Below are 23,733 nucleotides of genomic sequence, written 5' to 3'. Positions count from 1 at the left end.
AAATTAACGGCTAAATTCAGGAATCTCCCGCAAAAACTCATATTTTTCCTCATTTATGAGCATCTGACAATAAAAATGCTGTAATCCATTAGTGACCATTAAAAAAGTAGCATCCAACTTAAAGTTGTACCTAGCGATCTGGTCAAAAGTGTTTTGATTTATTTTCACATCGGGCGCTTTGCATTCTACTAACAAATGAATGCTACCGTTCCTATTGAAAACAACGATATCGTATCTTTTTTTTAAACCGTTAACGACAATCTGTTTTTCAATATTAATATGACTTATCGGGTACTTTTTATCCAAAACAAGATAGTTTAACACATGTTGTCGTACCCATTCTTCGGGAGTAAGCCAAACGAATTTTTTCCTAACAGGGTCAAAGATGAAGGGCTTATTTTGTTTATTTTTGAGCCTAAAGTTGTAGCTGGGAAATTGTAACGGTTGCATTACGCAAATTTGATCATTTTTTCTGAATGGACGAAGCATTACAAATTGTAAACGATATACGTAAGGGGATTTTAAAACCAATCTATTTTTTATATGGAGAAGAGCCGTATTACATAGATAAGATTTCTGATTACATCGCCAGTAAAGTGTTGACCGAGGAGGAAAAGGGGTTCAATCAAATGGTTCTTTATGGCAAAGATGTTAGCATAGATGACATTGTAGGGAATGCCAAACGCTATCCTATGATGGCAGAAAAACAGGTGGTAATCGTGAAGGAAGCCCAGCACCTTTCCAGGACTATAGAAAACTTAGCTTCTTATGTAAAAAATCCACAGTTGACCACTGTTCTGGTAATTTGCTATAAGTACAAGAAGCTGGATAAGCGGAAGCCACTTTATAAAGCGGTGAAGAAAGACGGTGTAGTTTTTGAAAGTCAGGTATTAAGAGACTACCAAATTCCTGCCTGGATTCAAAAAACAGGGAAGAATGTGGGATTTTCTATTCCACAAAAATCGGCGATGCTCTTAGCGGAACATTTGGGTACCGATTTGGGTAGAATTGTAAGTGAACTGAATAAACTAAAGTTGATGCTGCCTCAAGGTATAGAGATTACTCCAGGCCATATTGAGGAGCATATAGGCATTAGTAAGGATTATAATAATTTTGAGCTAAAAAAAGCTATTGGCGAGCGAAATATTCTCAAGGCAACCAAAATTATAACGTATTTTGGCCAAAACCCTAAGGACAATCCTTTTGTGCTTACCGTGACCTTGCTGAATATGTTTTTTACGCAATTACTGCAATACCATGGACTTACAGACCATTCACCTAAAAGTGTTGCGTCTGCCCTTCGGATAAACCCCTATTTTGTGGATGAAATGCAAACCGCTGCAAGAAACTTTCCAATGAGAAAGGTAAGTCAAATCATATCACATTTACGGGAAATGGATTTGAAAGGAAAAGGGGTTGGAACCACACATACAAATCAGGCAGATCTATTGAAAGAGCTTTTGGTGAAGATTTTTTAGTCTGTATTAAAAGTAGCTTTTGCCTACGTTTACCGAGTAAGTATCATTGGTGGTATGAATGCCAATGTTTGTTTCCAATCAAAAACTATTTTATTAGTTACCTTTTGTCGATACTGAATTTTCCAGGACCTAGTAAAGCGATGGTCACAAATGACACTAAATAAAGAAACGCTTTTTCTTTGGAACCAAATGGATCATCGCTATGTACGATGAAACCGGCTACTAACATTGTTATGGCCGTGGGTATACTTGCTAATCTAGTTTTATAGCCAATAATGATTAATATGGGACATATAAACTCACCAATCACGGCAAGGAATAGGGACGGAGTCGCTCCAATTCCGATTGGATCACCGAACTCAAAGTCACCGGCAATAAGTTTCTGAAATTTTGGAAGGCCATGTGTGAGCATCATCGCGGACATGGAAATCCTGAAAAAGGCAAGTCCAATAGCTTTTAGGGGGGAATTATTCATATCGTGTTTTAATTAATTTGTTTAAAATTATCGATTTTTATTGTCTTATTTAAAATTATTTTTAATTGATCGATAAGCTCTTGGCTATTTGCTATGTTAAAATATAGAGGCGGTTTTATTTTAAGTACATTATCGTAGGGACCATCCGTGCTAACCAATATTAATTTCTTTCGAAGGTTGTTTTTTATGGTTTGTGCGAGGTCCGTATCTGGGCTGCCATCTGTTTGCACCAATTCCACACCTAAAAAGAGACCACTTCCACGTACGTCGCCTATGCCGCTATGCTCGCCCTTAAGTGCTATAAGTTCATCCTTTAAATAGGTACCTACTTCCAGTGCATGAGTTTGCAATTTATCTTCTTCGATGACATCTAAGACGGCCTCTCCAATGGCACAGGAAACCGGGTTACCACCAAATGAGCTAAAAAATTCCATTCCATTATCAAAGCTATGTGCTATTTCACTAGTAGTTACTACGGCACCGATAGGGTGTCCATTTCCCATAGGTTTACCCAGTATCACCATATCCGGCACCACATCGTACATCTCGTAACCCCAGAAATGGGCACCTAATCTTCCAAATCCTACCTGGACTTCATCGCTAATACAAATACCGTCTTGCGCCCTTATTTTAGTATATACCTCTTTTAAATAGTTCTTTGCCAATGGAACTTGCCCACCGCAACCTACAATCGGCTCCGCAATAAACGCGGCTATATTTCCGTACTCTTCGGTAATCTGCTTTTTAGTGATATTGGCGTAATAGGCACCTGCTTCTATTTCCGTACTGAAACCGGAACCATATACCTTGGGCATGGGGGTTTGTAAAATATGTTCGGCTTTTCCCTTTCCACCCTTGTGGTTGTATTTGTAGTGACTAATATCTATACCGTTCTGTGTATTGCCGTGATAGCCGTGTTCTAAAACCATCACTTTTTCTTTTTGAGTGTAGTTTTTGGCTATTCTCATGGCCAAATCACTGGCCGCACTGCCAGAATTTACAAAAAAGACTTTGTTCAGATGAGATGGAAACTTAGACAATAACTTTTCCGAATAGGAAAGCAGTTCTTCGTAAACATAACGGGTGTTGGTATTTAAACGCGCCATAGTTCTTTGTCCTGCTTCTACAACCCTAGGGTGACAATGGCCAACTTGCATAATATTATTGTATGCATCTAAAATGGTGTTTCCGTCCGTATCGTACATAAATTGGAATGCCGAACGCGACATTTGAATTGGCTCGGTATAACTCAGGGATAGTGCGCTACTAATATGTTTACTTCTTCTGTTAAGTTGATGTTCCAAAGACTTCTTTTGAATTTCAGCGAAGCCACATACCTTTCTAAAAGAATTTTTTGCCAAAATAGGATTTATTCTAAGCCATTTTCGCAATAAATCCCATGCTGGTTGCTCGCTTATGGTAATATAATCGGAATCTGGTTTCTGTTTTTTGGTATGGGCAGAGTGGCAGACACTCGTACAGAGCCTGGCTGCAATTAAATAGTACAAGGCGTCTAGCTCCTCAGTTTGCAAGGGTAGCACCCGATTATAGGCCGATACCACCGTTGTTGCAATGGCTAAAGGATGTTCTTCGCCCATCATGATATAAGTAAGGCCTATGGCAAGTTCATTGATGAGCCACGAATGACACATATCGCCAAAATCGATAACCCCTGTCACTTCTCCGTTCGTGGTAAGTATATTCCAATCGTTAGCATCGTTATGGATGACGCTTTTCCTAAATTGATGTTGAACAGGGATAATATGCTCATGAAATTGAAGAAAAAAATACCGAACCAGATTTCGGTCCTTCGTATTAGGAATAGCATCTAGATACTGCCGATTATTCGTAAAATGCTTTAAATCCCATAGCGTTTCTTTAGCTGAAATAATTGAGCTAGAATGTCCTTCTAGTGTTTTATCAATATGTGCTAAAGTAGTGCCAAACGAGCGTTGTAATTTTTCAACTTTAGGAACTTCTGCTAAAAATTTACCTTCTATAAAGGGTAGGAGCCTATAAATGAAATTTTCAACGATAGCATAAGAAAGATTTTCCGTGGTAGGAATACTTTTTGGAAAATGCAAATCAGGTATTTGTTGCAATTTACCCGCTACGGTATCCTCTGCTTCAAGGATTGAAAGCGTTTCCTCAGAGTACGGGTATTTTTTTAAAACGAAGGTACCCGAGTTCGTTGTTACCTTGAAATTGACACTCTCATAACCTTCTAAGGTTTTGAAGGAACAGTTCTCAAGTGTATAGTAGTGACCTAGAATAGCATCCATCCTATGTTAATTATAGTCGTTAACAACAAAATTAAATCTTGTGAACGGAAAAATAGAAAGAATCGATGTGATTGCTACGTTAATTAGTGACAAATGTAATTTTCCTCACGAACTTGCTAGTAATGCGTGGGCCGTTAAAACAGAAAGAAGTGTATAAAAATTAGGATTAGGATTATCTCAATTTTGGATAATCTTGTGGATTTGCTTCGTGCATAATACTATATACTTTTTCAAAAATGTCTTCGGCATTGGGTTTGGAAAAGTAGTCTCCGTCCGTGCCATAAGCAGCTCTATGCGCTTGCGCCGTCAAGGTTTGGGGTGCGCTGTCCAAATAACGGTAGCCTTGTTGCTTTTCTACTATTTCATTGAGCAAGTATGCGGCACATCCGCCAGGAACATCCTCATCGATGACCAAAAGTCGATTTGTTTTTTGAATACTCTTAACGACATCGTGGTTAATGTCAAAAGGCAATAAGGTCTGTGCGTCTATTACTTCTGCATCTATCCCTACTTCTAGCAGTTCCTTAGCTGCTTGTTCCACTATTCTTAGGGTGGAGCCGTAGGAAAGAAGGGTGATATCCGCTCCTTCTTTTACCGTTTCCACAACCCCTATTGGAGTGCAGAACTCACCTAAATTGCTAGGTTTGGGTTCTTTTAAACGATAGCCGTTAAGACTTTCTATAACCAATGCAGGCTCATCACTTTTCATTAAGGTGTTGTAAAACCCTGCAGCCTGGGTCATGTTTCTAGGTGCCAAAATGTACATGCCTCGTAATAGGTGTATTAATCCGCCCATCTCGGAGCCAGAATGCCATATCCCCTCCAGTCTATGACCACGTGTTCTTACAATTAGCGGTGCTTTCTGCTTACCTTTAGAACGGTATAATAGTGTAGCCAAATCATCCGTTAGGGAAGACATAGCATAAAATATATAGTCTAAATATTGAATTTCTGCAATGGGCCGTAATCCTCTCATTGCCATACCTATTCCTTGTCCGATTATCGTAGTTTCCCGTATACCTGTGTCCGCTATTCTGGTACTTCCGTACTTTTCCTGTAAGCCTTCCAGTCCTTGATTTACATCACCTATTGCACCTGTATCTTCGCCAAAAACCAATGCATTAGGGTAGTTTTGGAAGAGTTTGTCAAAATTGTCCCGTAATATAACGCGGCCGTCCACTTTTTCTCCGTTACTATCGTACCTAGGAGGAATAGGACTAATATTAGTTGCCCTGTTATCATTTGGACTGTATAAGTACGAACTATATTCGGGTTGGGATTTGGCAAGAAATTTTTCTACCCACGTTACCAACGCTTGCCGTTCGGGTGTTGATTCTCCTAAAAGATACCGAAGCGCTTTTCTGGAAGCAATGGCCAAATCTTTTAGTATCGGTTCTTCAACGGCTATAAGATCATTTTTTATTTTGATTAAAAAATTCTTATTAGGGCTTTTAGACGCCGCTGCATGCAAAAGTTGCACAAGGCTTTTTTTGGCTACGATATTTTCTTGTAAGAATTCTGCCCAGGCTTGTTTTTTAGCTTCTCGGACAGTCCGCTTTATTTGCTTCTCCAAATCTTCCAACTCTTCGGCAGCGGCAATTCCGGATTCCAAAATCCATTCTTTAAATCGTTTATTGCAATCATTGTCGCGTTCCCATTCCAATCGCTTATCATTCTTATAACGCTCGTGGGAACCCGAAGTGGAGTGACCTTGGGGTTGGGTAAGTTCGGTCACATGGATAAGTACAGGTACATGTTCCTGCCTGGCAATATCAGAGGCATTTTCATAGGCATGCATAAGCGCCGTATAGTCCCAACCTTTTACTTTTAGTATTTCGTATCCTTGATGTTCTTCATCCCGTTGGAATCCTGATAATATTTTAGAGATATCTTCTTTTGTAGTATGGTGTTTTGCCGGAACAGAAATTCCGTATTCATCGTCCCAAACACTAACCACCATAGGCACCTGTAATACGCCTCCGGCGTTTATGGTTTCCCAGAACATCCCTTCACTGGTACTGGCATTTCCAATGGTTCCCCATGCTACTTCGTTTCCGCCATCGGAGAATTTGCTGCTGTCCATTTTGGACTCCTTCCTATATACCTTAGAGGCTTGTGCCAGGCCGAGGAGTCTTGGCATTTGACCTGCGGTACAGGAAATATCTGCGCTACTGTTCTTTTGTTTCGTTAAGTCTTTCCAGGTACCGTCCTCATTTAAGCTGTAGGTGAGAAAATGACCTCCCATTTGGCGCCCCCCGCTCATGGGTTCCATTTCCATGTTCGTGGTGGCATAGAGTCCATGAAAAAAATCCTTAGGTCCTAAAAGCCCCAAAGCCATCATAAAAGTTTGGTCCCGGTAGTAACCGCTTCTGAAATCTCCATCCTTAAAAGCTCTGGCCATTGCCAATTGTGGCAGTTCTTTACCATCACCAAAAATCCCAAATTTAGCCTTACCTGTAAGTACTTCCTTTCTGCCCAAAAGACTACAAGCCCTACTTATAAATGCTGTTTTGTAGTCTTGAAGTATTTGCGCCTTAAAATCTTCAAAGGAAATGTCGTTACTAGTTTTGGAAGAGACGTTCATAGGCTATATCGTGTTGTTGCAAAAATACTTAAACAAAAGCATTTTAGCAATGATACAACGGCAATATTGGTTGATATATTACTAGTTTTAGCAACAAATAATTATGTATTTGTTAAAAATAGCTTAATAATAGGTGCTTTTGTTGCGGATATGGAACTTAAAACCAAGTTCTTGTAAATAATCCTGTAAGAGTTCTAGGACTTACCGTAATGATGAAACGGATTTTTTCACCGTAGTTGGGTTGGCCCACTTCCCATCCATTGTTGGAGTGAACGGGGAAGTAAAGCTCAAAGAAATCTGTCACAAGATTTAAACGAATGCCAGAATCGTACACGAATTTTGCTTTTGAACCTGAATTTTTCACCAAACCTGCATCTCCATACATTTCTATCCACCGCCAAAGGTTAAAACTGGTATTAACCGTCGTCATCCAGTTATCTGAAAAACGGTATTCTTCATCTAAAAAAGACTTGAAGCCGCCCTCGGCGATAATAAGCTGTTGGCTGTATATTCCGGAATCTTCTGATTGGCCTAAATAGTTGTAATCAAAAAGGTAGTTTGTTGGCCTATCCAAGGCAAAATTAAAGAAATTGGTATCTGTATTATTGCTTAAAAATTTTCCTGCAAAAAAACGGAGGTTAAACTGCCTATTACTTTCAAAAAGTTTTCGATATTCATATTCAAAGGCTAGTTTACTAAAATTACCGGCCAGTTGAAAGTCTACCGACCACGAGTTATAATCAAGGATTCCGTTGTGCCTGTTTAGATACCTTGCATTAAACACGCTGTAGTCCGGATTTTCTGAGTCAATATTAATGTCCGGTATGTTTTCATCAAAATCCCGAAGGATATTGATATACCTAAAGGTTAAAAACTCACGTTTATCCGATCGTAAATCGTCCGGTCTCCAACCAATACTCAGGGAAGGGGTTACCGATGTAGCCCTAGAGTTCACATTAAAATGCGAGGTAGATGCGCTTAACCCATAGTTTGTCACGTAGAGCCCTGTTTTATTCAAATATTTGCGATAGTTGAACTTCCCATATCCTACAAAAGCTTTTTCCCTAAAGGAATAGGAGGGTGCAAAATCATACACAAAGGGGCGTTCCAAAAACGTTTTATTGTAGAGTCTCATACCCGGTGCCCAACCGTCATAGATATTAAAATTTAATACGGGAACGTAGAACACTTGATTGTAATAGGGATTCTCGGTATCCTTAAAGAAAGTAAAATGCAAGTTTTTGTTGCTTGAGAGAAAACCACCCAGAGATTTCCAGTTGTCGCGTTGATTGAATTCCGGTATTTTTTGGTCGTAGTTCAATACCAGTTTGTCCTCGTCCTTATTTGGTACGGTAAAGGTTTCCAGCTCTTTTATGTCCGTAAACCAGTATTTGGAAACTACCGTATCATTCTTAAGGCCGAACATAGATATGGGGACATTCGTACCTTCTTTATTTTTAATGCTAACAGCAAGGGAGTCCCCAAGTTTTTCGACTTTTTTAATTTTAAAATCGATACGGCTATCAGATGCTACGTATTCGTTAAAAAACCAATTTATATCATCCGTTGTAGCCCTTTTTAGAATAGACTCAAAATCGTTAACACTTACCTTGTTTAATTGATAATATTTAAAAAAGGTCTTGATACTTTCATCAACTTTTTCTTTACCAATGTAGTTGGCCAAATAAGCAAGACCAAGTCCTGCTTTGTATTTATTCGCTATTTTTTGATTGAATTTGATAAGCGAATCGTTTCGTACGGTCAAGGCTTGATCTCTGTTGCTTCTTGCCATGAGATTATAAAGGAAGGCATATTGATCATTGAAATCCATTTTGGCCATATTAAAACTACGAAGGCCCCAAATCCGCGATAGGTTTCCGAAGAGTTTTTGATCCGGATAATATTCTTCTACGTAGGCAATCATAAGGTAATTGGCAATAGCACTGTTGAGCCACTGTTCGCTCCTAGGGTCCAGAAACAAGGTTTCTTTAAGCATGCTATTCAATGCTGTTTTCAGAAACTTCATTTCAAATTGAAACTGCTGCTCATAAGGTCTTAAGAAGGAAGGCAACAGATTAAGACCAAATAACGGGTCTTTGTTATAATCCAATTGACTCACTAGTAGTTTTTTATGTGGGTAGTCTCCAAGATTTGTATGTATAAATTCGGTTATTCGATTAATGCTAATGCTTTGCTCTACAGGGCTATAACGCGGTGCGGATATGTCTGTTTCTATGGTTAGCGTAGGCGTAATGTGGATGGTAAAATCCTTGGTGGTTCTTAAAATCAGTTCCGCGCTTTTTTGTTTTTCTCCCGTAATTTGTGCGATTTGACTGTTAGCTAGTTTTGATTCTGTGCTTTTGGTTAAGTTGGTGCTTAAAAACAGGCTGTCGGGATATTTGAAATCGATTCTCGTTTTCGTAATATTCGTGTACAGGTCTTCTAAGTCCTTATTTGAATATAAACGCCATTTGCCATCGTATACGGCAGGTGTGAGGTACCAATCCTTTAAATAATAGTTGCCCCGATTGTTGTACCCGTATGTGGTAAATTTATCCGACGGTAATTTAACTTTATAGGTAATAAATATTTTGGTCGAATCTTTTGGTGCCAGAGATTCGTTCAATCGCACTTGAATAATATCTTCCCCAGCGGTTCGTTCCCATTGCAGTCCGTTGTAATTATCGTCTACTACGCTTATAATGGTGGTGTAGCCACGCTCACTATCCTTTGCAAGATGAAGACTCTTTTTAAACTCCTGCGCAAAACGTTTGGCCAGCTCTGTATTCTTTTTGGCATAGGCGTTGGCCCAGTCGTTAAAGTAAAGCATGCCAAGGTTGTACCGCGAATCATTGTAGTATGTGAATTCTTGTTTGATATCCAATTCCTTGCTATACTCGTTTAAGCTCACCGAAAGTTTTGTTTCGTATTGAGCGAAAATCGGCATGCTCACTACTAAAAATAGCAGCAAGCCGAGCGTTTTTGTATAGTCGGGAAACGTTTTCAAAAGATCTATTAAAAGTTAGGACTTAAGGTGTGTCCTTTGTAGAATGCATCTATAATTTCTACTACTTCCTCTGGCGTATCCACAATTTTTATCAAGTTTAAATCCTCTGGACTTATGGTTCCTTGCGTTAACATGGTGTTCTTTATCCAGTCGAAAAGACCGGACCAGAATTCACTTCCCACAAGGATAATAGGGAATTTTCCAATCTTATGGGTCTGTATCAAGGTTATGGCCTCAAACAGCTCGTCTAAAGTACCAAAACCACCTGGCATGACTACAAAGCCTTGTGAATATTTTACAAACATGACTTTTCTCACGAAGAAATAATCAAAATCCAAGCTTTTGTCGTCGTCTATATATGGATTATCATGCTGCTCGAACGGAAGGTCTATGTTTAGCCCAACCGATGTGCCACCGGCTAAATTTGCTCCTCGGTTACCGGCCTCCATGATTCCTGGGCCACCGCCTGTAATAACACCATATCCGGCCTCGGCAATAGTTTTGGATATTTCTACGGCCAATTTATAGTACTTGGCGTCTTCCTTGGTGCGCGCAGAACCGAACACGGAGATGCACGGTCCTATTTTGCTCATTTTTTCAAAACCGTTGACAAATTCGCCCATGATCTTAAATAGGGCCCAAGAATCATTGGTCTTTATTTCGTTCCAACCTTTATGATGTTTTTCTGATCTCATATATTTTTGACTAAATACTAATTCAAACTCAAGCTCAATTAACCTATCGGAATTGTTTTATGAACGTTTCCTAATTTGGTTTATTTGATATTCATTTCCTTTCTCAAAAACTCTGCCGTATAACTCTTTTTATCCTTACAAATTTGCTCTGGTGTTCCTTTTGCGACGAGTTGACCCCCCGCACGACCCCCTTCGTAACCAATATCGATTACATGATCGGCCAATTTTATCACGTCTAGGTTATGCTCTATGACCAAGACCGTGTTTCCTTTGTCCGCCAGTTTGTTCAAAACGTCCATCAATACCCGAATATCTTCAAAATGAAGTCCGGTCGTAGGTTCGTCCAAGATATAAAATGTATTGCCCGTATCCCGTTTAGATAGTTCAGTAGCTAGTTTTATACGTTGTGCTTCCCCACCGGATAGGGTGGTAGACTGCTGACCTAATGAAATATAGCCTAGACCAACGTCTTGTATGGTCTTTAACTTACGATGTATTTTAGGAATAAGTTCAAAAAAAGATACGGCTTCGTCAATTGTCATTTCCAAAACGTCTGCAATGGACTTGCCTTTGTACCGAATCTCCAAGGTTTCCCGGTTAAAGCGTTTTCCGTTGCAGGTTTCACATTCTACATATACATCGGGCAGGAAATTCATTTCTATAACCCGCAAACCTCCACCTTGGCAGGTTTCACATCTTCCACCTTTTACGTTGAAGCTAAAACGACCTGGTTTGTAACCACGAATGGCCGCTTCCGGAGTTTTGGTGAACAAGGAACGTATTTCACTAAATACCCCTGTATATGTTGCCGGATTGGAGCGCGGGGTGCGACCAATGGGCGATTGATTTATATCAATAACCTTATCAATATGTTCCAAGCCTGTTATCTTCTTGTAGGGCATGGGTTTTTTTACACCGTTGAAGTAATGGGCGTTCATAATAGGGTACAGGGTCTCATTGATCAGGGTAGATTTACCGCTACCGGAAACTCCGGTAACCCCTATCATTTTCCCTAGGGGAAACTCCACCTTTACATTTTTCAAGTTATTGCCGGTACAGCCAGAAAGCACTATTTTTTTTCCGTTGCCTTTTCTTCTTGTTTTGGGAACCGCAATTTCTTTAACCCCTGTAATGTAATCCGCAGTTAAGGTATGGTGGTTTATAAGTTCCTTGGGTGTACCTTCAGAAATGATTTCTCCGCCATGTTTTCCGGCTTTAGGGCCTATATCGATCACATGGTCCGCACACATGATCATGTCCCGGTCATGTTCTACCACAATAACGGAATTTCCTATGTCCCGCAGGGATTCCAAGGATTTTATAAGCCTTTCATTATCCCGTTGGTGCAAACCAATGCTGGGTTCGTCCAAGATGTACAGAACGCCTACCAGTTGCGAACCTATTTGCGTAGCCAAACGAATCCGTTGTGCCTCGCCACCCGAAAGGGATTTGGAGCTTCTGTTCAGTGATAGATAGTCCAGACCTACATCTAAAAGAAAGCGAATTCGGGTACGGATTTCCTTTACAATTTCTCCAGCAATCTTTAATTGATTGCCCTCCAATTTTTTCTCTAGGTCTTCAAAAAACGCCGCCAGTTCGGAAACATCCATATGGGCTATTTCGGCAATGTTCTTATTGTCTATTTTAAAATTCAGGGATTCCTTCCGTAAGCGTGCGCCTTCACAGGTAGGGCAAGTAATCTTGTCCATATACTCCTTTGCCCATCTTTTTATGGAGGTAGACGCTGCCGCATCAAACTGACTCTTTATAAAATTGGAAATACCTTCGTAATCTATTTTATAGGTCCGCTTTACGCCAAGCGTTTTTGAATCGACTTCAAAGTTTTCCACGCCGCCACGTAATAATACGTCCATGGCTTCGTCTGGAATTTTGTCTATGGCATCGGTTAATTCAAAATTGTACCGTTGCGCAATGGTCTCTATTTGTTTGAAGGCCCATGATTTCTTGTATTCGCCCAAGGGTGCGATTCCTCCGGCTTTGATAGAAAGTTTTTTATTGGGAAATATTTTTGCTTCGTTTACCTCGTACACATGCCCCAAGCCACTGCAATGGCTGCACATGCCTTTAGGTGAGTTGAACGAAAAGGTATTGGGTTCCGGAACAGGGTAGGAGATACCCGTAGTAGGGCACATTAAATCCCGACTAAAATACCGGGGTTCCGAGGTGCCTTCCTCCAGAATCATTAACACATTATTGCCGCTGTACATGGCCGTGTTTATCGTCTCCGAAATACGCTTGTGCAAGTCTTCCGTTTCTACCACTTTTAGGCGGTCTATCACAATTTCGATGTCGTGGGTCTTGTAGCGGTCTACTTTCATGCCCTTTACAATATCCATTACCTCGCCGTCTACACGTACTTTAACAAAGCCTTGTTTGCCGATCTGCTCAAAAAGTTCACGGTAATGGCCCTTTCTGGATTTTATGATGGGGGCAAGCACATTTATTTTCTTGCCACGATACGATTCTATAATCAATTCCTTGATCTGGGCATCGTTATAGCTCACCATTTTTTCGCCTGTATTGTAACTGTGCGCATCTCCTGCACGGGCAAAAAGTAAACGTAGGAAATCATAGATTTCGGTAATCGTACCTACCGTAGAGCGGGGCGACTTGGAGGTGGTTTTTTGTTCAATGGCGATGACCGGGGAGAGTCCGTCTATCTTATCCACATCCGGGCGTTCTAGTCCGCCTAGAAATTGCCGAGCGTAGGCCGAAAACGTTTCGATATACCTGCGTTGTCCCTCTGCATAAATAGTATCAAAGGCCAAGGAAGATTTCCCACTACCAGAAAGACCGGTAATGACCACTAATTTCTCTCGGGGAATGGTCACATCTATGTTTTTAAGGTTATGAACGCGAGCGCCCTTCACCTCTATATTTTCTTCGTAATTGATCATGTGTTCATAGCAAGGGTGCAAAAGTACGATAATGACATCAAATTACGAATTGTGGTTGGCTTGTGTTTTAAATATCTAAGGGATTTGTGGTATTAAAAATTTCAAAGTAATTCAGCAGTATCTAGGCTTGGGGATTTAGTATTTATTTAATTGGTTTCGTTATCGTTATAATACCTGCTTAGTATATGATTAAGTAACTAAATTAGCAATGACAAACGGAATAGAAAATCAGCCAGTATTTTCGCAAGTAGGTTTGTACTAGTAATTATTTTGACAATATGCTTTTATATTTCTTCATTTATAGCAATCAACATCAATCCTTCCAATGTATAACGTCGATAGAATTTCATAAATGCCATAAAAAAGGTATAGTTAATGAATCCAATTAATAATAAAGTCCAGATATTAAATTTTAAATAATTTGTAAAAATCATTGTACTAAATACAAACCAAAAGCCAATTGTAGTTATCAAACAGAGAACTCTTAAAAATCCATATAATGACACATAATTAACCATTTTGAATTGATGATTTTTTGAATGTTCAAAAGTGTAATGAGCAAAAATTCTAAAAAAATCATAACCTCGAATCTTTTTAACATCCTTATTACCTATTTTATTTTTAAATAGTTTGTTCACAAGTGTTATTCCTTTTTCTTTAATTACTTCAATTAAAAATTGGTCAAGTTTTCTTGTATAAAAGTTCTTAAATTTAAAAAGGTCACCAAGTATTAAATCAAATATGGTATTTGGGAGTAATAAAATTGGTAAAAGAACTCTCCATAAGTTTCCTATTCCTTCTGTCCAATAACTCTTTTTTTCAAATCCAAGTAGATATTTTGAAGGATAGTCATATTTCCAATTTGCATACTTTTCTATTGTAATCGATGAAATAAAGTTTATTAAATGACCAATAGCATAACTAATAATCACAAAAAAAAGAAATTGTTCAAGCTTTAAGTCAGAAGTACTTGCAAGAAATTCGGATATTTTAAAAGTTCCATTATTTGTTTTAATATACTCTATAATTAAATAGAGGTAAATCATTAAAGCACCTGGAACAAAATATCCAAGAAAATCATAAAGTGAAAAGGGATTTTGTTTTATCATAATATTTGTTCCTAATGGCTACAACGCTAAGAAAAGTGACCTTGCATTTCCGTTGTATCGGTTGCTATCAAAGTTCGCAGATTAAAAACCAGCTTAAACTTAATAGTCGATTAGGTTTTCCACAAAATATCAACAACTACGTACAGGCATTGTAAGTTTATATGGCTAAAACTAGCGGATGCTATTTATTTCCGCTGTGCTTTAATAAACACATCAATGGCATCTGGCCTTTCGTTCACGAAGCGCAAGGAGGTACGTCCGTCTTCGGTTGGAGCAATGACCGCGGGAATGGAGGAGGTAGTCAAGAACCAGCCTGTGGGAAGCACCACGGTATTACGGTTACGTCCAAAACTACGGTCCCAGACTAATTGGTCCTTATAGGTTGTGTAGCGTTTGGGGTCCGTATAGGTTTCTGTAATGCGCAAACGTTTGGATTCCCCTTCTTTCACTGCATCAAACCAAATGGCAACCACTTCCGTGTCTGGTTTAATTTCCGCACCGATGGTAATCCCCCGTTTGGTGATGGCATCCCCAATAAAGGTTTCTACCTGTAGCTGTTCTCCTGTATCTAAAATAACTGCGGATGGGTTGGAGGCTTTGCTGCCTGCCCGTACAATGTTAATATAGCGGTCTACCCCAGGGCGTGTTTCCGTATAATCATGATACAACAAAAACGAACTGGTTTCTGGTTGCTGCAGGAAATACGTAATGTCGCGATCTTGAAAGGCACGCTCGCTAAACCGATAGCCTAATCGGGCTTTGGAGGCATCTCTTCCGGTACCCGTTCCAGGTGTGTATTGCGCTTCTTCTATCAATTTTATCTCGGTAGTTACTGTAAGGGGTTTGGCTTTGACCACCAAGGGAACCGCAGCGGGACTCACATTCATAAAACTCACTTTTATACGGGCATCTTCGGTAAGGTCCACCTGAGACGGATAGTTACAATGCGTTAGTTCGTATCCTTTTGGTAATACCACACTATTGCGTTTAATGCCCAAGCTACGTGAAAATACAAGGGACCCATCTTCGGTAAAATAGCTGGAGGAGTCTTTATAGGTTTTATCGATTCGAATTCGAGCTTGTCCGCCTTCTGGAATAGGTCTTGCCAAGGTGATCTGAAGATAATCGGTGTCATCGGATGCCTCTACTAGTCCATTCTGTTTTGCAATCTCGTTGTCTACGATTTGCCATTGGAGTTCTTCTCCGGAATAAAGGTCCCAAACGGTATTGACCTCATGCTCACTTCCGCGCCTTAAGGTATTCCAATAATAGGTGCTGTTCGCCGTTGTTGCACTTACGTCGTAAATAATTCGAAAGGAATGACTCTCTGGCGTCAGCAGTTCGTACCGTGTATAGCTATCGGTCTGGGTTTGTTGCGCTTGAATAGCTATCGTAATAAAAAACAGGAATAAAATAGCGGTATTGAATTTCGAAGAATAGGTGTTGGTTGGCATATGCGTTTTGTTTTGGAATGAATTATCGTTCTCCCCCGAAGATATGCAAAGTTTCCATGGTATTTAACTACGTATTCCTGCGCTTTCTTTAGCACAGCTCTTAGGAGCAAAGGGCAAAGGCCTGCTTGGCAATCTCCAATTCTTCATTGGTAGGAATGACCAATACCTTCACTTTCGCTGCTTTGGTATTAATTTCCCGGAGTTCGGTAGATCGCAGTTCATTTTTAGCATCGTCTAGCGTAATTCCAAAAAAGCCCATATCGCTACAAACGAGTTTCCGAAGCACACTTGAATTCTCGCCGATACCTGCAGTGAAAACAATGGCGTCCAATCCGTTCATGGCTGCGGTATAGGCACCAATGTATTTTTTTATGCGGTAGGCGTTCATTTCCAAAGCGAGTTGACAGGCTGTATTGCCGTTCTCCGCCTCGGTCTGAATGTCCCGTAAGTCGCTAAAACCCGTAAGCCCAAGCATACCGCTCTTTTTGGTGAGTAGGGTATTTACCTCCGCTAAGGAATAACCGAGCGTATGTACCAAGTGGAAAATAACCGCATGGTCTATATCACCGCTTCGGGAGCCCATAATGAGTCCGTTCCCAGGGGCAAAACCCAAACTGTGGTCTATACTCTTTCCGTTTTTAATTGCCGTAATACTACAGCCATTGCCTAAATGGATACTGAGGATTTTGGATTCGGGTTTGTTGAGATAGGCTATTGCAGCTTCGGATACATATTTATGACTGGTACCGTGAAATCCATAGTTTTGTATGCCATGTTCTTGGTAAAGCGCATTGGGAATCGCAAATTTTCGTGCTTTTACGGGCATGGTCTGGTGAAAGGCCGTATCAAACACCGCTATTTGTTTTGCATTGGTAAACAATTCTTCGGCAATGCCAATGCCTTCAAGATTATGCGGATTATGTAGCGGCGCGAGTGAGGAAAACTCCAGAATTTCCTTTTTAACGTCCGGAGTAATCAGGGTAGTGGCAGAGAAGGAATCGCCCCCATGTACCACACGGTGTCCTACCGCATCTATTTCCGAACTGTTTTTTATGACCCCTTTTTCAGGATGTAGCAATACTGCCGCTATTTTTTCCAGTCCTTTTCTGTGTGTGGCAATGCTGCTGGTTTCCTCTAGTTGAACGTTATGGGAGCTGTATTTAAAAACGGCTTCATCGGAACCTATGCGTTCTACCAATCCTGAACAAATCACCCTTTCTGATGGCATTTGTATCAGTTGGAATTTGATAGAGGAGCTTCCGGCGTTTATGATGAGGATATTCATGGTTTCGTAAGTTGCTTCAATTTACTGTCAGTTCGAGTGGTTGAATTTCCGATTTTTCATCGGAAAGGCAAGCGTATCGAGAACCTTTTTTGATTGGAGACTGTTCTCGATACACTTTCGTTCCTTCGCTGCGCTGCGGAGCAAAAGCACTCGAACTGACATTCCAAATTTTTAATTAGTTTCTGGAAAAATCAAATCCCTATGTCACTTCGAATGAATTTGGAGGGAAGAGAAATTAGTATCGAGAACCTTTTTGATTGGAGGTTGTTCTCGATACACTTTCGTTTCCTTGCTGCGCAGCGGAACAAAAGCACTCGAACTGACATTCCATTTTTTAATTAGTTTCTGGATTAATCAAATCCCTATGTCACTTCGAGTGAATTTGTAGGTGTGAGAAATTAGTATCGAGAACCTTTTTTGATTGTAGGTTGTTCTCGATACACTTTCTTTCCCTTGCTGCGCAGCGGAACAAAAGCACCCGAACTGACATTCCAAATTTTTAATTAGTTTCTGGATTAATCAAATCCCTACGTCACTTCGAGTGAATTTGTAGGTACGAGAAATTAGTATCGAGAACCTTTTTTGATTGTAGGTTGTTCTCGATACACTTTCGTTCCCTTGCTGCGCTGTGTAACAAAAGCACTCGAACTCACCATTGTCTCCACTTGCAATTGTCTCCTAACTACCAACTATCTAAAACCCTTCCGCTTGTATGGCTGTAATCACTACCGTATTAAATATATCATCTACGGTGCAGCCACGGCTTAAATCGTTTACGGGCTTGTTTAATCCTTGTAGCATGGGGCCAATTGCCAAGGCTCCAGTTTCGCGTTGCACCGCCTTATAGGTGTTGTTTCCGGTGTTGAGGTCTGGGAAAATAAATACGGTCGCCCTACCAGCTACTTGGGAATCCGGTAATTTACTCATACCAACTTTGTGGTCTACTGCTGCATCGTATTGGATGGGACCTTCAATTTTCAGGTCGGGCCGCTTCAGTTTCACAAGTTCGGTCGCTTTGCGCACCCGGTCTACGTCTTCCCCGATCCCCGAGGCACCAGAAGAATAGGACAACATGGCAATCCGTGGCTCTATACCAAAAGCGGTACTGGTATCGGCGGAGGAAATGGCAATTTCTGCCAATTGTTCCGCTGTGGGATTAGGATTAATGGCACAGTCGCCAAAAACCGTAACCCGATCGGGTAAACACATGAAAAATACGGAGGACACCAAAGATACTTCCGGTCTGGTTTTTACAAACTGCAAGGCAGGGAGTATCGTATGCTGTGTGGTATGTATGGCACCGGAAACCATCCCATCTGCATGGCCTTTGTATACCATCATAGTGCCAAAATAGGAGACATCTGTCATTAAATCTTCGGCCATGGTGAGGTCCACATTCTTGTGTTTTCTCAGCTGGTAAAGCGTATTGGCATAGTCCTGAAAATTAGGGGAGTCTATAGGATCTACGATCTGGATTTTTTCCAAATCCAAGACCAAATCCAATGTTGCCAGTTTATCCAGAATTAGCGCTTTATTGCCGAGTAAGGTAAGACTGACCGCATTTACATCGATCAATTGCTTAGCCGCTCTTAAAATACGTTCGTCCAATCCCTCTGGTAGCACAATATGCTTCTTGTGTTGCTTGGCGCGCTTTAATAGATTGTATTGGAACATTCTAGGGGTTATCCCAGTAGCCTTAAAGGTGATCAACCGTTCTGCAAGTTCCTCGGTTGGGATATACGTATCAAAATCACTGATTGCCGTTTTTATTTTTTCGGTATTTTCGGCATACATCTGTGATTTAATGGCCCCAATACTATTTGCCATTGAAAAGGTGCCACCCTCTACAGAAATTATGGGAACCACATCTGATAGGCCCTCTATTAGCTTGATGATGGCCTCTTCGGGAACTAACCCACCGGTTAGCACTATACCCGAGATGGCAGGATAATTTGCAGAAATATTCGCCTGTAAGGCACCCAGGATAATATCCGCCCGATCACCTGGCGTAATTACTAAACCACTTTCTTTAATATGTGTCAAGTAGTTTCGTAACTGCATCGCACCTACACTAAACCCGTCGACTCTATTGTTAATGTAGTTTTCTCCAAAGAGTATCTTTCCTTTTAAACTGTCATTGATCTCCTTAACGGACGGATTGGATAAAATAGGATTGGAAGGAATAGCGGCAACCAATACGGATGTTGGAAGCTGTTTTTTTAATTCCGTTATTACACTGGTCAAATTTTCTGGTATTACTTTGTTCGCAATAGCTGCCAGCACCTGTACGCCCTTATCGTCAAAGGAATCATAGGCAATTTGTAAATTGCCGACCAAGGCCTCCATGGTCTTGCCCACACCACTTGCCAAAATAATGGCAGGTATTCCTAAATTCTTGGCAATGACTATATTGATGTCGAATTCTATAATGGCACCCTCTCCCGTGAAATTGGTGCCTTCTACCAACACGAAATCCGACTGTTCCTCTATGGCCTTGTACTTATTAATGATCTTATTGATTATCTCATCGTCTTCATCATCGTTTTTCATCCGAATTACCTGACTTCTCGTAAATGCGTAGGAATCCGAGAAGGGTATATCCAAATTAAAATGGGTACTTATGGTATTGATATGATTGTCTATCCACCTGGTTCAACATCATCGATAATGGGCCTAAAATAGGATACCTTAGCAGCTTTGCCCAGCAGTAATTGCATTAGGCCTAGGGAAATGATAGATTTACCGCTATTTGGTTCGGTAGTGGCTATATAAACAGCTTTGCTCATGCTATGTTTTTAAAGCTGCAAATTTAACGGTAAAATCTTAAAATGAAGCGGCAAATGGTCGATAATCAGCACCATTTAACTCCGTATGGAATTAAGAAAGCTATCAGGATAACAACCTGCTTTTTTATTGTAAATTTTAAATAGCACTAGTTACTTGGTGTAACATTTATGCCACAACTGCTAGCCTTAGGGTAGTGGAAGCCAGCTTTTGGTTTCATTAGGTTCTCGGCTTTGCGCTAACGGAGCGTAAATAGCAAGGTATAGCACTGGCTTTTAAGTGATTTATAAAACGCACGGAATTTTTTCAGGAAAGAAGATACACCACAAAAAAGCCGAGATAGCTGCCCAAAGCGATACCCAAAGTGCCTACCAAGATGGCGGGAAGCACCAAGTCTTTCCGGTTGAACGTTTCCGCGAGGGCAATGGCCGTGGCACCGCCACCTACATTTGCCTGACTAACAATAGCTATCATTTCCCAATCACGATATAGCAAGCCACCAATGAGTATCACCAAAACACCATGAAACAGGACCGCTAAACCGGCAAATAGGAGCAGGGTAAGACCCACTTCCTGTAGCTCGCCTACGGCACTCAATTCGCAGTAGGCACCAATGACGGCCAAGAACAGAAAAACCAGGTACATGCCTAAATTATGGCTGCCTTTTAAATTTGATATAAACTTGAACTGTGCCAAAACAATCCCAAGCGTAGAGAGGATAAGAATGGAAGGAATTTTCGGCACTACATCTGAAATTAATTCGGATATGTAGTAGGCCGCGATACCCAGAAAAAATAACCAGATCACCGAATAAAAGTCCATACGCTCGGTTTCCATATTCGGTTCATTGTCTGTTTGGGTCGTAGGTTTCACCCTTGTTTTATCTTTCCAAACACGTCTTAAAAAAACAGGGAAAGCTAGGGTGGCCACAATCCATAACGTCGTAACGACATTGTCTACAGCAATGGTACCCGCGTATAAGATTCCTTTTTCTTGAAAGCCATATTCGAGGGCCACGGCATTAAAATTCACACTTCCACCGGTGTATGTTCCGGTAATCATACCTGCGATTATTTTCCCGTCTTCTCCCAATACCCGTTCTGGGGAAATAAGGAACCAAGAAATAAGTATACCTAAGGTAGTTGCCAATGAACCCACTAAAAACAAACCGATCATGGGTAAGCCAGCTTGCTTAATGGACCTGAGGTTTACATTTAGTAACAAGTAAAAGATAGAAATCGGCGCTACGTATTTAAAAATTGCCCTATATAAACCGATACTATTGGATGCGGTAGGAATAAGGTTTAGATTGGCTAAGACCGCCGTGAACAGAATCACCAATAATGCCGCTCCAAACTGCTTTCCAAATTTCGTCTTACCGGCATATACCGCTAAAATGACCATGAGGCATAGCATGGTTAGAACATACATTGGGTCGGTGATAAAATCCATGGGCTTATAGCGTATCTACAAATTTTAAAAATACCTTTTTATGAAGTTCAAGATCCATGTCGGGAGAAAGGGATATCCTTGCTATGTAATCTTTGTCACCCTCTTTGGTGGTACCTTGTGTCGATGTTGCGGGGATGGTCCAATAACAACCTTGTAATTGGCCATAGCTTACACAATACTTGCTTTCCTCAGGAATTTCTGTAATCATCATATCAATTAGTCTATGATTCAATTTCCGTTTATAGGTTTCCCTTTCTTCATGTGTTTTTCCTTTTGTTGGAAGGTCCAAGGAGAATACCGATGGAGTAAAGCCTTGTGCTGCCAGTGCTTCGGATACGAAATTGATTTTCGCCGCCGGCAATGTCTTATGAATAAAATTTACAAATTCGCGTGTGTTTTTATAGGCGTCTTTAATGCGTTGGTTCATGGATGGGAGTTGCGCTGCCAAAACTTCCATTTGTAATCCTGTAGCCTCGTTATCACATAGTTTTAGATGCAGCGCTATTTTTTGCATCAGGGTATCGACTTTTTTATTACCTACACAATACCCGGCCGTACAACGTCCTCCACTTGGAAATTTGGAACCACTTGCATACGAAATTGCCCTAACACTGGATAATATTTCACCGTCCCCTAAAAAATGTACATTGGGACAAAAGGTTTGGTCTAAAATAAAAACGGGGTCAATGGCAAGGTCGCCGGTTGCTGTTTTTCGTGCTTGATTTAATACGTCCTTTAATTCTTGAAGGTCGGGTACTTCTACTCTTGGATTGGTCGGAATTTCAGCTATGATATACGGAACTGCATCCTCCTGGGCTATCTTATCTAAAACCGTATGCAAACTCCGCACCATATCGTTATCCCCGTCTACCGGTAAATCGACTACTGCTACGTTTCCTATACTAGCGGCAACCCTTCTTGCCTGGTCATTTGTACCACCGTAGCAATTGGGAGGAACAATAAATTTGATAAGCTTTCCTTTATGGTTCTCTAGGGCATCATGTACAAGCCCCATCATTATCGCATACTGAACGGATAATCCGCTAGATCCTACCAACGGTTTTGAGTCGGTACCCGTAATTTTTTTAATAGCATCCAAAACGGTTACTTCGTTTTGTTTTTCGTTGTTTTCCGTGGTGTTTAAGGACGTTTTTCCGACGAAGCTTTTTAATCCGGTATAACAATTGGCTGGCGTCATGGCGATGGTTTCCCGTCGTCGTACATGTTGAATTTCTGAAATATAGCCTTTGTTTTTGGCTCCATGTACCAGTAGTATACTGCCTAATTCGTCATACGTATGGACATAAAAGTCAACATTTGGACTAAGGGGTTGGGTAGCGATAGTATCTTGGGGAGCAATAAGAATGGTAATACCGTTGAACTCTAAAATAGACGCTATGTGCTCCACTTTTTGCAACTCAAAGGTATAGCCATACACGTTTTTTAATAGGTCGGCATCAAAAGGCTCATGTAGTTTTTCAGTGTATATAATTCGCGTAGCCGTACCATCCAATGCATTTTTCCTAAGAATGGCAAACATAGGAATCGTCTTTGAAGAAAAACTGATTACATCTTCTGGTTTCAGCTCATGTTGTTTAGCAATTGCCCATTCCAAAACGCAGGATAGGGGATGACCTAATCGAATATAGTCGTACGCCGTGGGTAATTCGTGTAAGGCCAGTGCTCCGGCATTATTCGTGTCATATAAGTTTTCAAAAGCCTTTAAAAACTTTGTTTTAGCCAATTTTTCATCGTAAATATCCAGTCGGTGTGTGGTCAATTTCAACCAGCCTTCTGGCATATTTTTCAGTACATTTTGGATAAATGTTAACATGTTACTTTCTTTCAGGGATTTTACGCTAAGATAAGTTGTTTATTTGGGTTAGGTAATGGTAAAGACCCTCATAAACCTGGGAATGGCTGTCTCTGTTTTTAATTGGTTGCTGTTAACCGCAAAGCTTTGAACGTATATAAAAAAGAACAATCCGTTGTGCATTTTGATTCTATTTCTAGGAATAGATGTCATTTCGAGTGAATTCTGTGACCTTTTCGAGAACAACAGTTGTATCGAGAAACTTTCTAGTCTAAAAGGTTCTCGATACACTTGATTTTACAATGAAATAATTGTAAAATCCAGCACTCGAACTGACATGTGCTACATGTTTATCCATAGTGTACAACGGGTAGAATATTTACTTTTTATAACATTG

At 40.5% G+C, this 23,733-nt stretch carries 13 protein-coding genes and 1 pseudogene; 1 reads left to right on the top strand and 13 read right to left on the bottom strand.

What is annotated here, in order from left to right; genetic code table 11:
- Positions 1 to 3 precede the first annotated feature (3 nt).
- Complete coding sequence (locus tag MS6x_RS01765; protein ID WP_482605066.1) at positions 4 to 450, bottom strand: type I restriction enzyme HsdR N-terminal domain-containing protein; 447 nt, start codon at positions 448 to 450, stop codon at positions 4 to 6.
- 26 nt (positions 451 to 476) lie between these two features.
- Between MS6x_RS01765 and holA the strand changes: the two genes are divergently transcribed.
- On the top strand, positions 477 to 1,478 hold the full coding sequence (gene holA, locus MS6x_RS01760) for a DNA polymerase III subunit delta (RefSeq protein ID WP_482605065.1): 1,002 nt from the start codon (positions 477 to 479) through the stop codon (positions 1,476 to 1,478).
- Between the two features lie 97 nt (positions 1,479 to 1,575).
- Here holA and MS6x_RS01755 read toward each other — a convergent pair whose 3' ends face one another.
- From MS6x_RS01755 to MS6x_RS01700, 12 genes and pseudogenes are all read right to left on the bottom strand, one after another.
- A complete protein-coding gene (locus tag MS6x_RS01755; protein WP_482605064.1) occupies positions 1,576 to 1,953 on the bottom strand; it encodes a DoxX family protein in 378 nt (125 codons plus the stop codon).
- An 8-nt stretch (positions 1,954 to 1,961) separates the two neighbouring features.
- On the bottom strand, positions 1,962 to 4,235 hold the full coding sequence (locus MS6x_RS01750) for an aminotransferase class III-fold pyridoxal phosphate-dependent enzyme (RefSeq protein WP_482605063.1): 2,274 nt from the start codon (positions 4,233 to 4,235) through the stop codon (positions 1,962 to 1,964).
- 172 nt (positions 4,236 to 4,407) lie between these two features.
- The gene (locus tag MS6x_RS01745; protein WP_482605062.1) at positions 4,408 to 6,819 is read right to left on the bottom strand and encodes an alpha-ketoacid dehydrogenase subunit alpha/beta; all 2,412 of its coding nucleotides are present in this window, start codon (positions 6,817 to 6,819) and stop codon (positions 4,408 to 4,410) included.
- A 157-nt stretch (positions 6,820 to 6,976) separates the two neighbouring features.
- A complete protein-coding gene (locus MS6x_RS01740; RefSeq protein WP_482605061.1) occupies positions 6,977 to 9,826 on the bottom strand; it encodes a gluzincin family metallopeptidase in 2,850 nt (949 codons plus the stop codon).
- Positions 9,827 to 9,834: 8 nt separating this feature from the next.
- The gene (locus MS6x_RS01735; protein ID WP_482605060.1) at positions 9,835 to 10,521 is read right to left on the bottom strand and encodes an LOG family protein; all 687 of its coding nucleotides are present in this window, start codon (positions 10,519 to 10,521) and stop codon (positions 9,835 to 9,837) included.
- Positions 10,522 to 10,601: 80 nt separating this feature from the next.
- Positions 10,602 to 13,439: an excinuclease ABC subunit UvrA gene (gene uvrA / locus MS6x_RS01730; protein WP_482605059.1), complete on the bottom strand. Its 2,838-nt coding sequence runs from the start codon at positions 13,437 to 13,439 to the stop codon at positions 10,602 to 10,604.
- Positions 13,440 to 13,723: 284 nt separating this feature from the next.
- Positions 13,724 to 14,548 carry a hypothetical protein gene (locus tag MS6x_RS01725; protein WP_482605058.1) on the bottom strand — a complete coding sequence of 275 codons (825 nt, stop codon included), beginning with the start codon at positions 14,546 to 14,548 and terminating at the stop codon, positions 13,724 to 13,726.
- 185 nt (positions 14,549 to 14,733) lie between these two features.
- Positions 14,734 to 16,002 carry a hypothetical protein gene (locus tag MS6x_RS01720; protein ID WP_482605057.1) on the bottom strand — a complete coding sequence of 423 codons (1,269 nt, stop codon included), beginning with the start codon at positions 16,000 to 16,002 and terminating at the stop codon, positions 14,734 to 14,736.
- Between the two features lie 100 nt (positions 16,003 to 16,102).
- Complete coding sequence (locus tag MS6x_RS01715; RefSeq protein ID WP_482605056.1) at positions 16,103 to 17,287, bottom strand: acetate/propionate family kinase; 1,185 nt, start codon at positions 17,285 to 17,287, stop codon at positions 16,103 to 16,105.
- Positions 17,288 to 17,980: 693 nt separating this feature from the next.
- Positions 17,981 to 20,073: pseudogene (pta, locus tag MS6x_RS01710) on the bottom strand (phosphate acetyltransferase).
- Between the two features lie 304 nt (positions 20,074 to 20,377).
- A complete protein-coding gene (locus tag MS6x_RS01705; RefSeq protein ID WP_482605055.1) occupies positions 20,378 to 21,523 on the bottom strand; it encodes a DUF819 family protein in 1,146 nt (381 codons plus the stop codon).
- A 4-nt stretch (positions 21,524 to 21,527) separates the two neighbouring features.
- Positions 21,528 to 23,357, bottom strand: a complete 1,830-nt coding sequence (locus tag MS6x_RS01700; protein ID WP_482605054.1) for a cystathionine beta-synthase — start codon at positions 23,355 to 23,357, stop codon at positions 21,528 to 21,530.
- Positions 23,358 to 23,733 lie beyond the last annotated feature (376 nt).

Source organism: Maribacter sp. MS6 (assembly GCF_056839185.1).
The sequence above is the reverse complement of the archived record's forward strand: the minus strand, read 5'-3'. Positions and strand labels throughout refer to the sequence as shown.

What these genes read in the sequence shown, in the direction of transcription:
- MS6x_RS01765 (WP_482605066.1), bottom strand. Translation starts at nt 450, where the DNA reads ATGCAACCGTTACAATTTCCCAGCTACAACTTTAGGCTCAAAAATAAA.
- holA (WP_482605065.1), top strand. Translation starts at nt 477, where the DNA reads ATGGACGAAGCATTACAAATTGTAAACGATATACGTAAGGGGATTTTA.
- MS6x_RS01755 (WP_482605064.1), bottom strand. Translation starts at nt 1,953, where the DNA reads ATGAATAATTCCCCCCTAAAAGCTATTGGACTTGCCTTTTTCAGGATT.
- MS6x_RS01750 (WP_482605063.1), bottom strand. Translation starts at nt 4,235, where the DNA reads ATGGATGCTATTCTAGGTCACTACTATACACTTGAGAACTGTTCCTTC.
- MS6x_RS01745 (WP_482605062.1), bottom strand. Translation starts at nt 6,819, where the DNA reads ATGAACGTCTCTTCCAAAACTAGTAACGACATTTCCTTTGAAGATTTT.
- MS6x_RS01735 (WP_482605060.1), bottom strand. Translation starts at nt 10,521, where the DNA reads ATGAGATCAGAAAAACATCATAAAGGTTGGAACGAAATAAAGACCAAT.
- uvrA (WP_482605059.1), bottom strand. Translation starts at nt 13,439, where the DNA reads ATGATCAATTACGAAGAAAATATAGAGGTGAAGGGCGCTCGCGTTCAT.
- MS6x_RS01725 (WP_482605058.1), bottom strand. Translation starts at nt 14,548, where the DNA reads ATGATAAAACAAAATCCCTTTTCACTTTATGATTTTCTTGGATATTTT.
- MS6x_RS01720 (WP_482605057.1), bottom strand. Translation starts at nt 16,002, where the DNA reads ATGCCAACCAACACCTATTCTTCGAAATTCAATACCGCTATTTTATTC.
- MS6x_RS01715 (WP_482605056.1), bottom strand. Translation starts at nt 17,287, where the DNA reads ATGAATATCCTCATCATAAACGCCGGAAGCTCCTCTATCAAATTCCAA.
- MS6x_RS01705 (WP_482605055.1), bottom strand. Translation starts at nt 21,523, where the DNA reads ATGGATTTTATCACCGACCCAATGTATGTTCTAACCATGCTATGCCTC.
- MS6x_RS01700 (WP_482605054.1), bottom strand. Translation starts at nt 23,357, where the DNA reads ATGTTAACATTTATCCAAAATGTACTGAAAAATATGCCAGAAGGCTGG.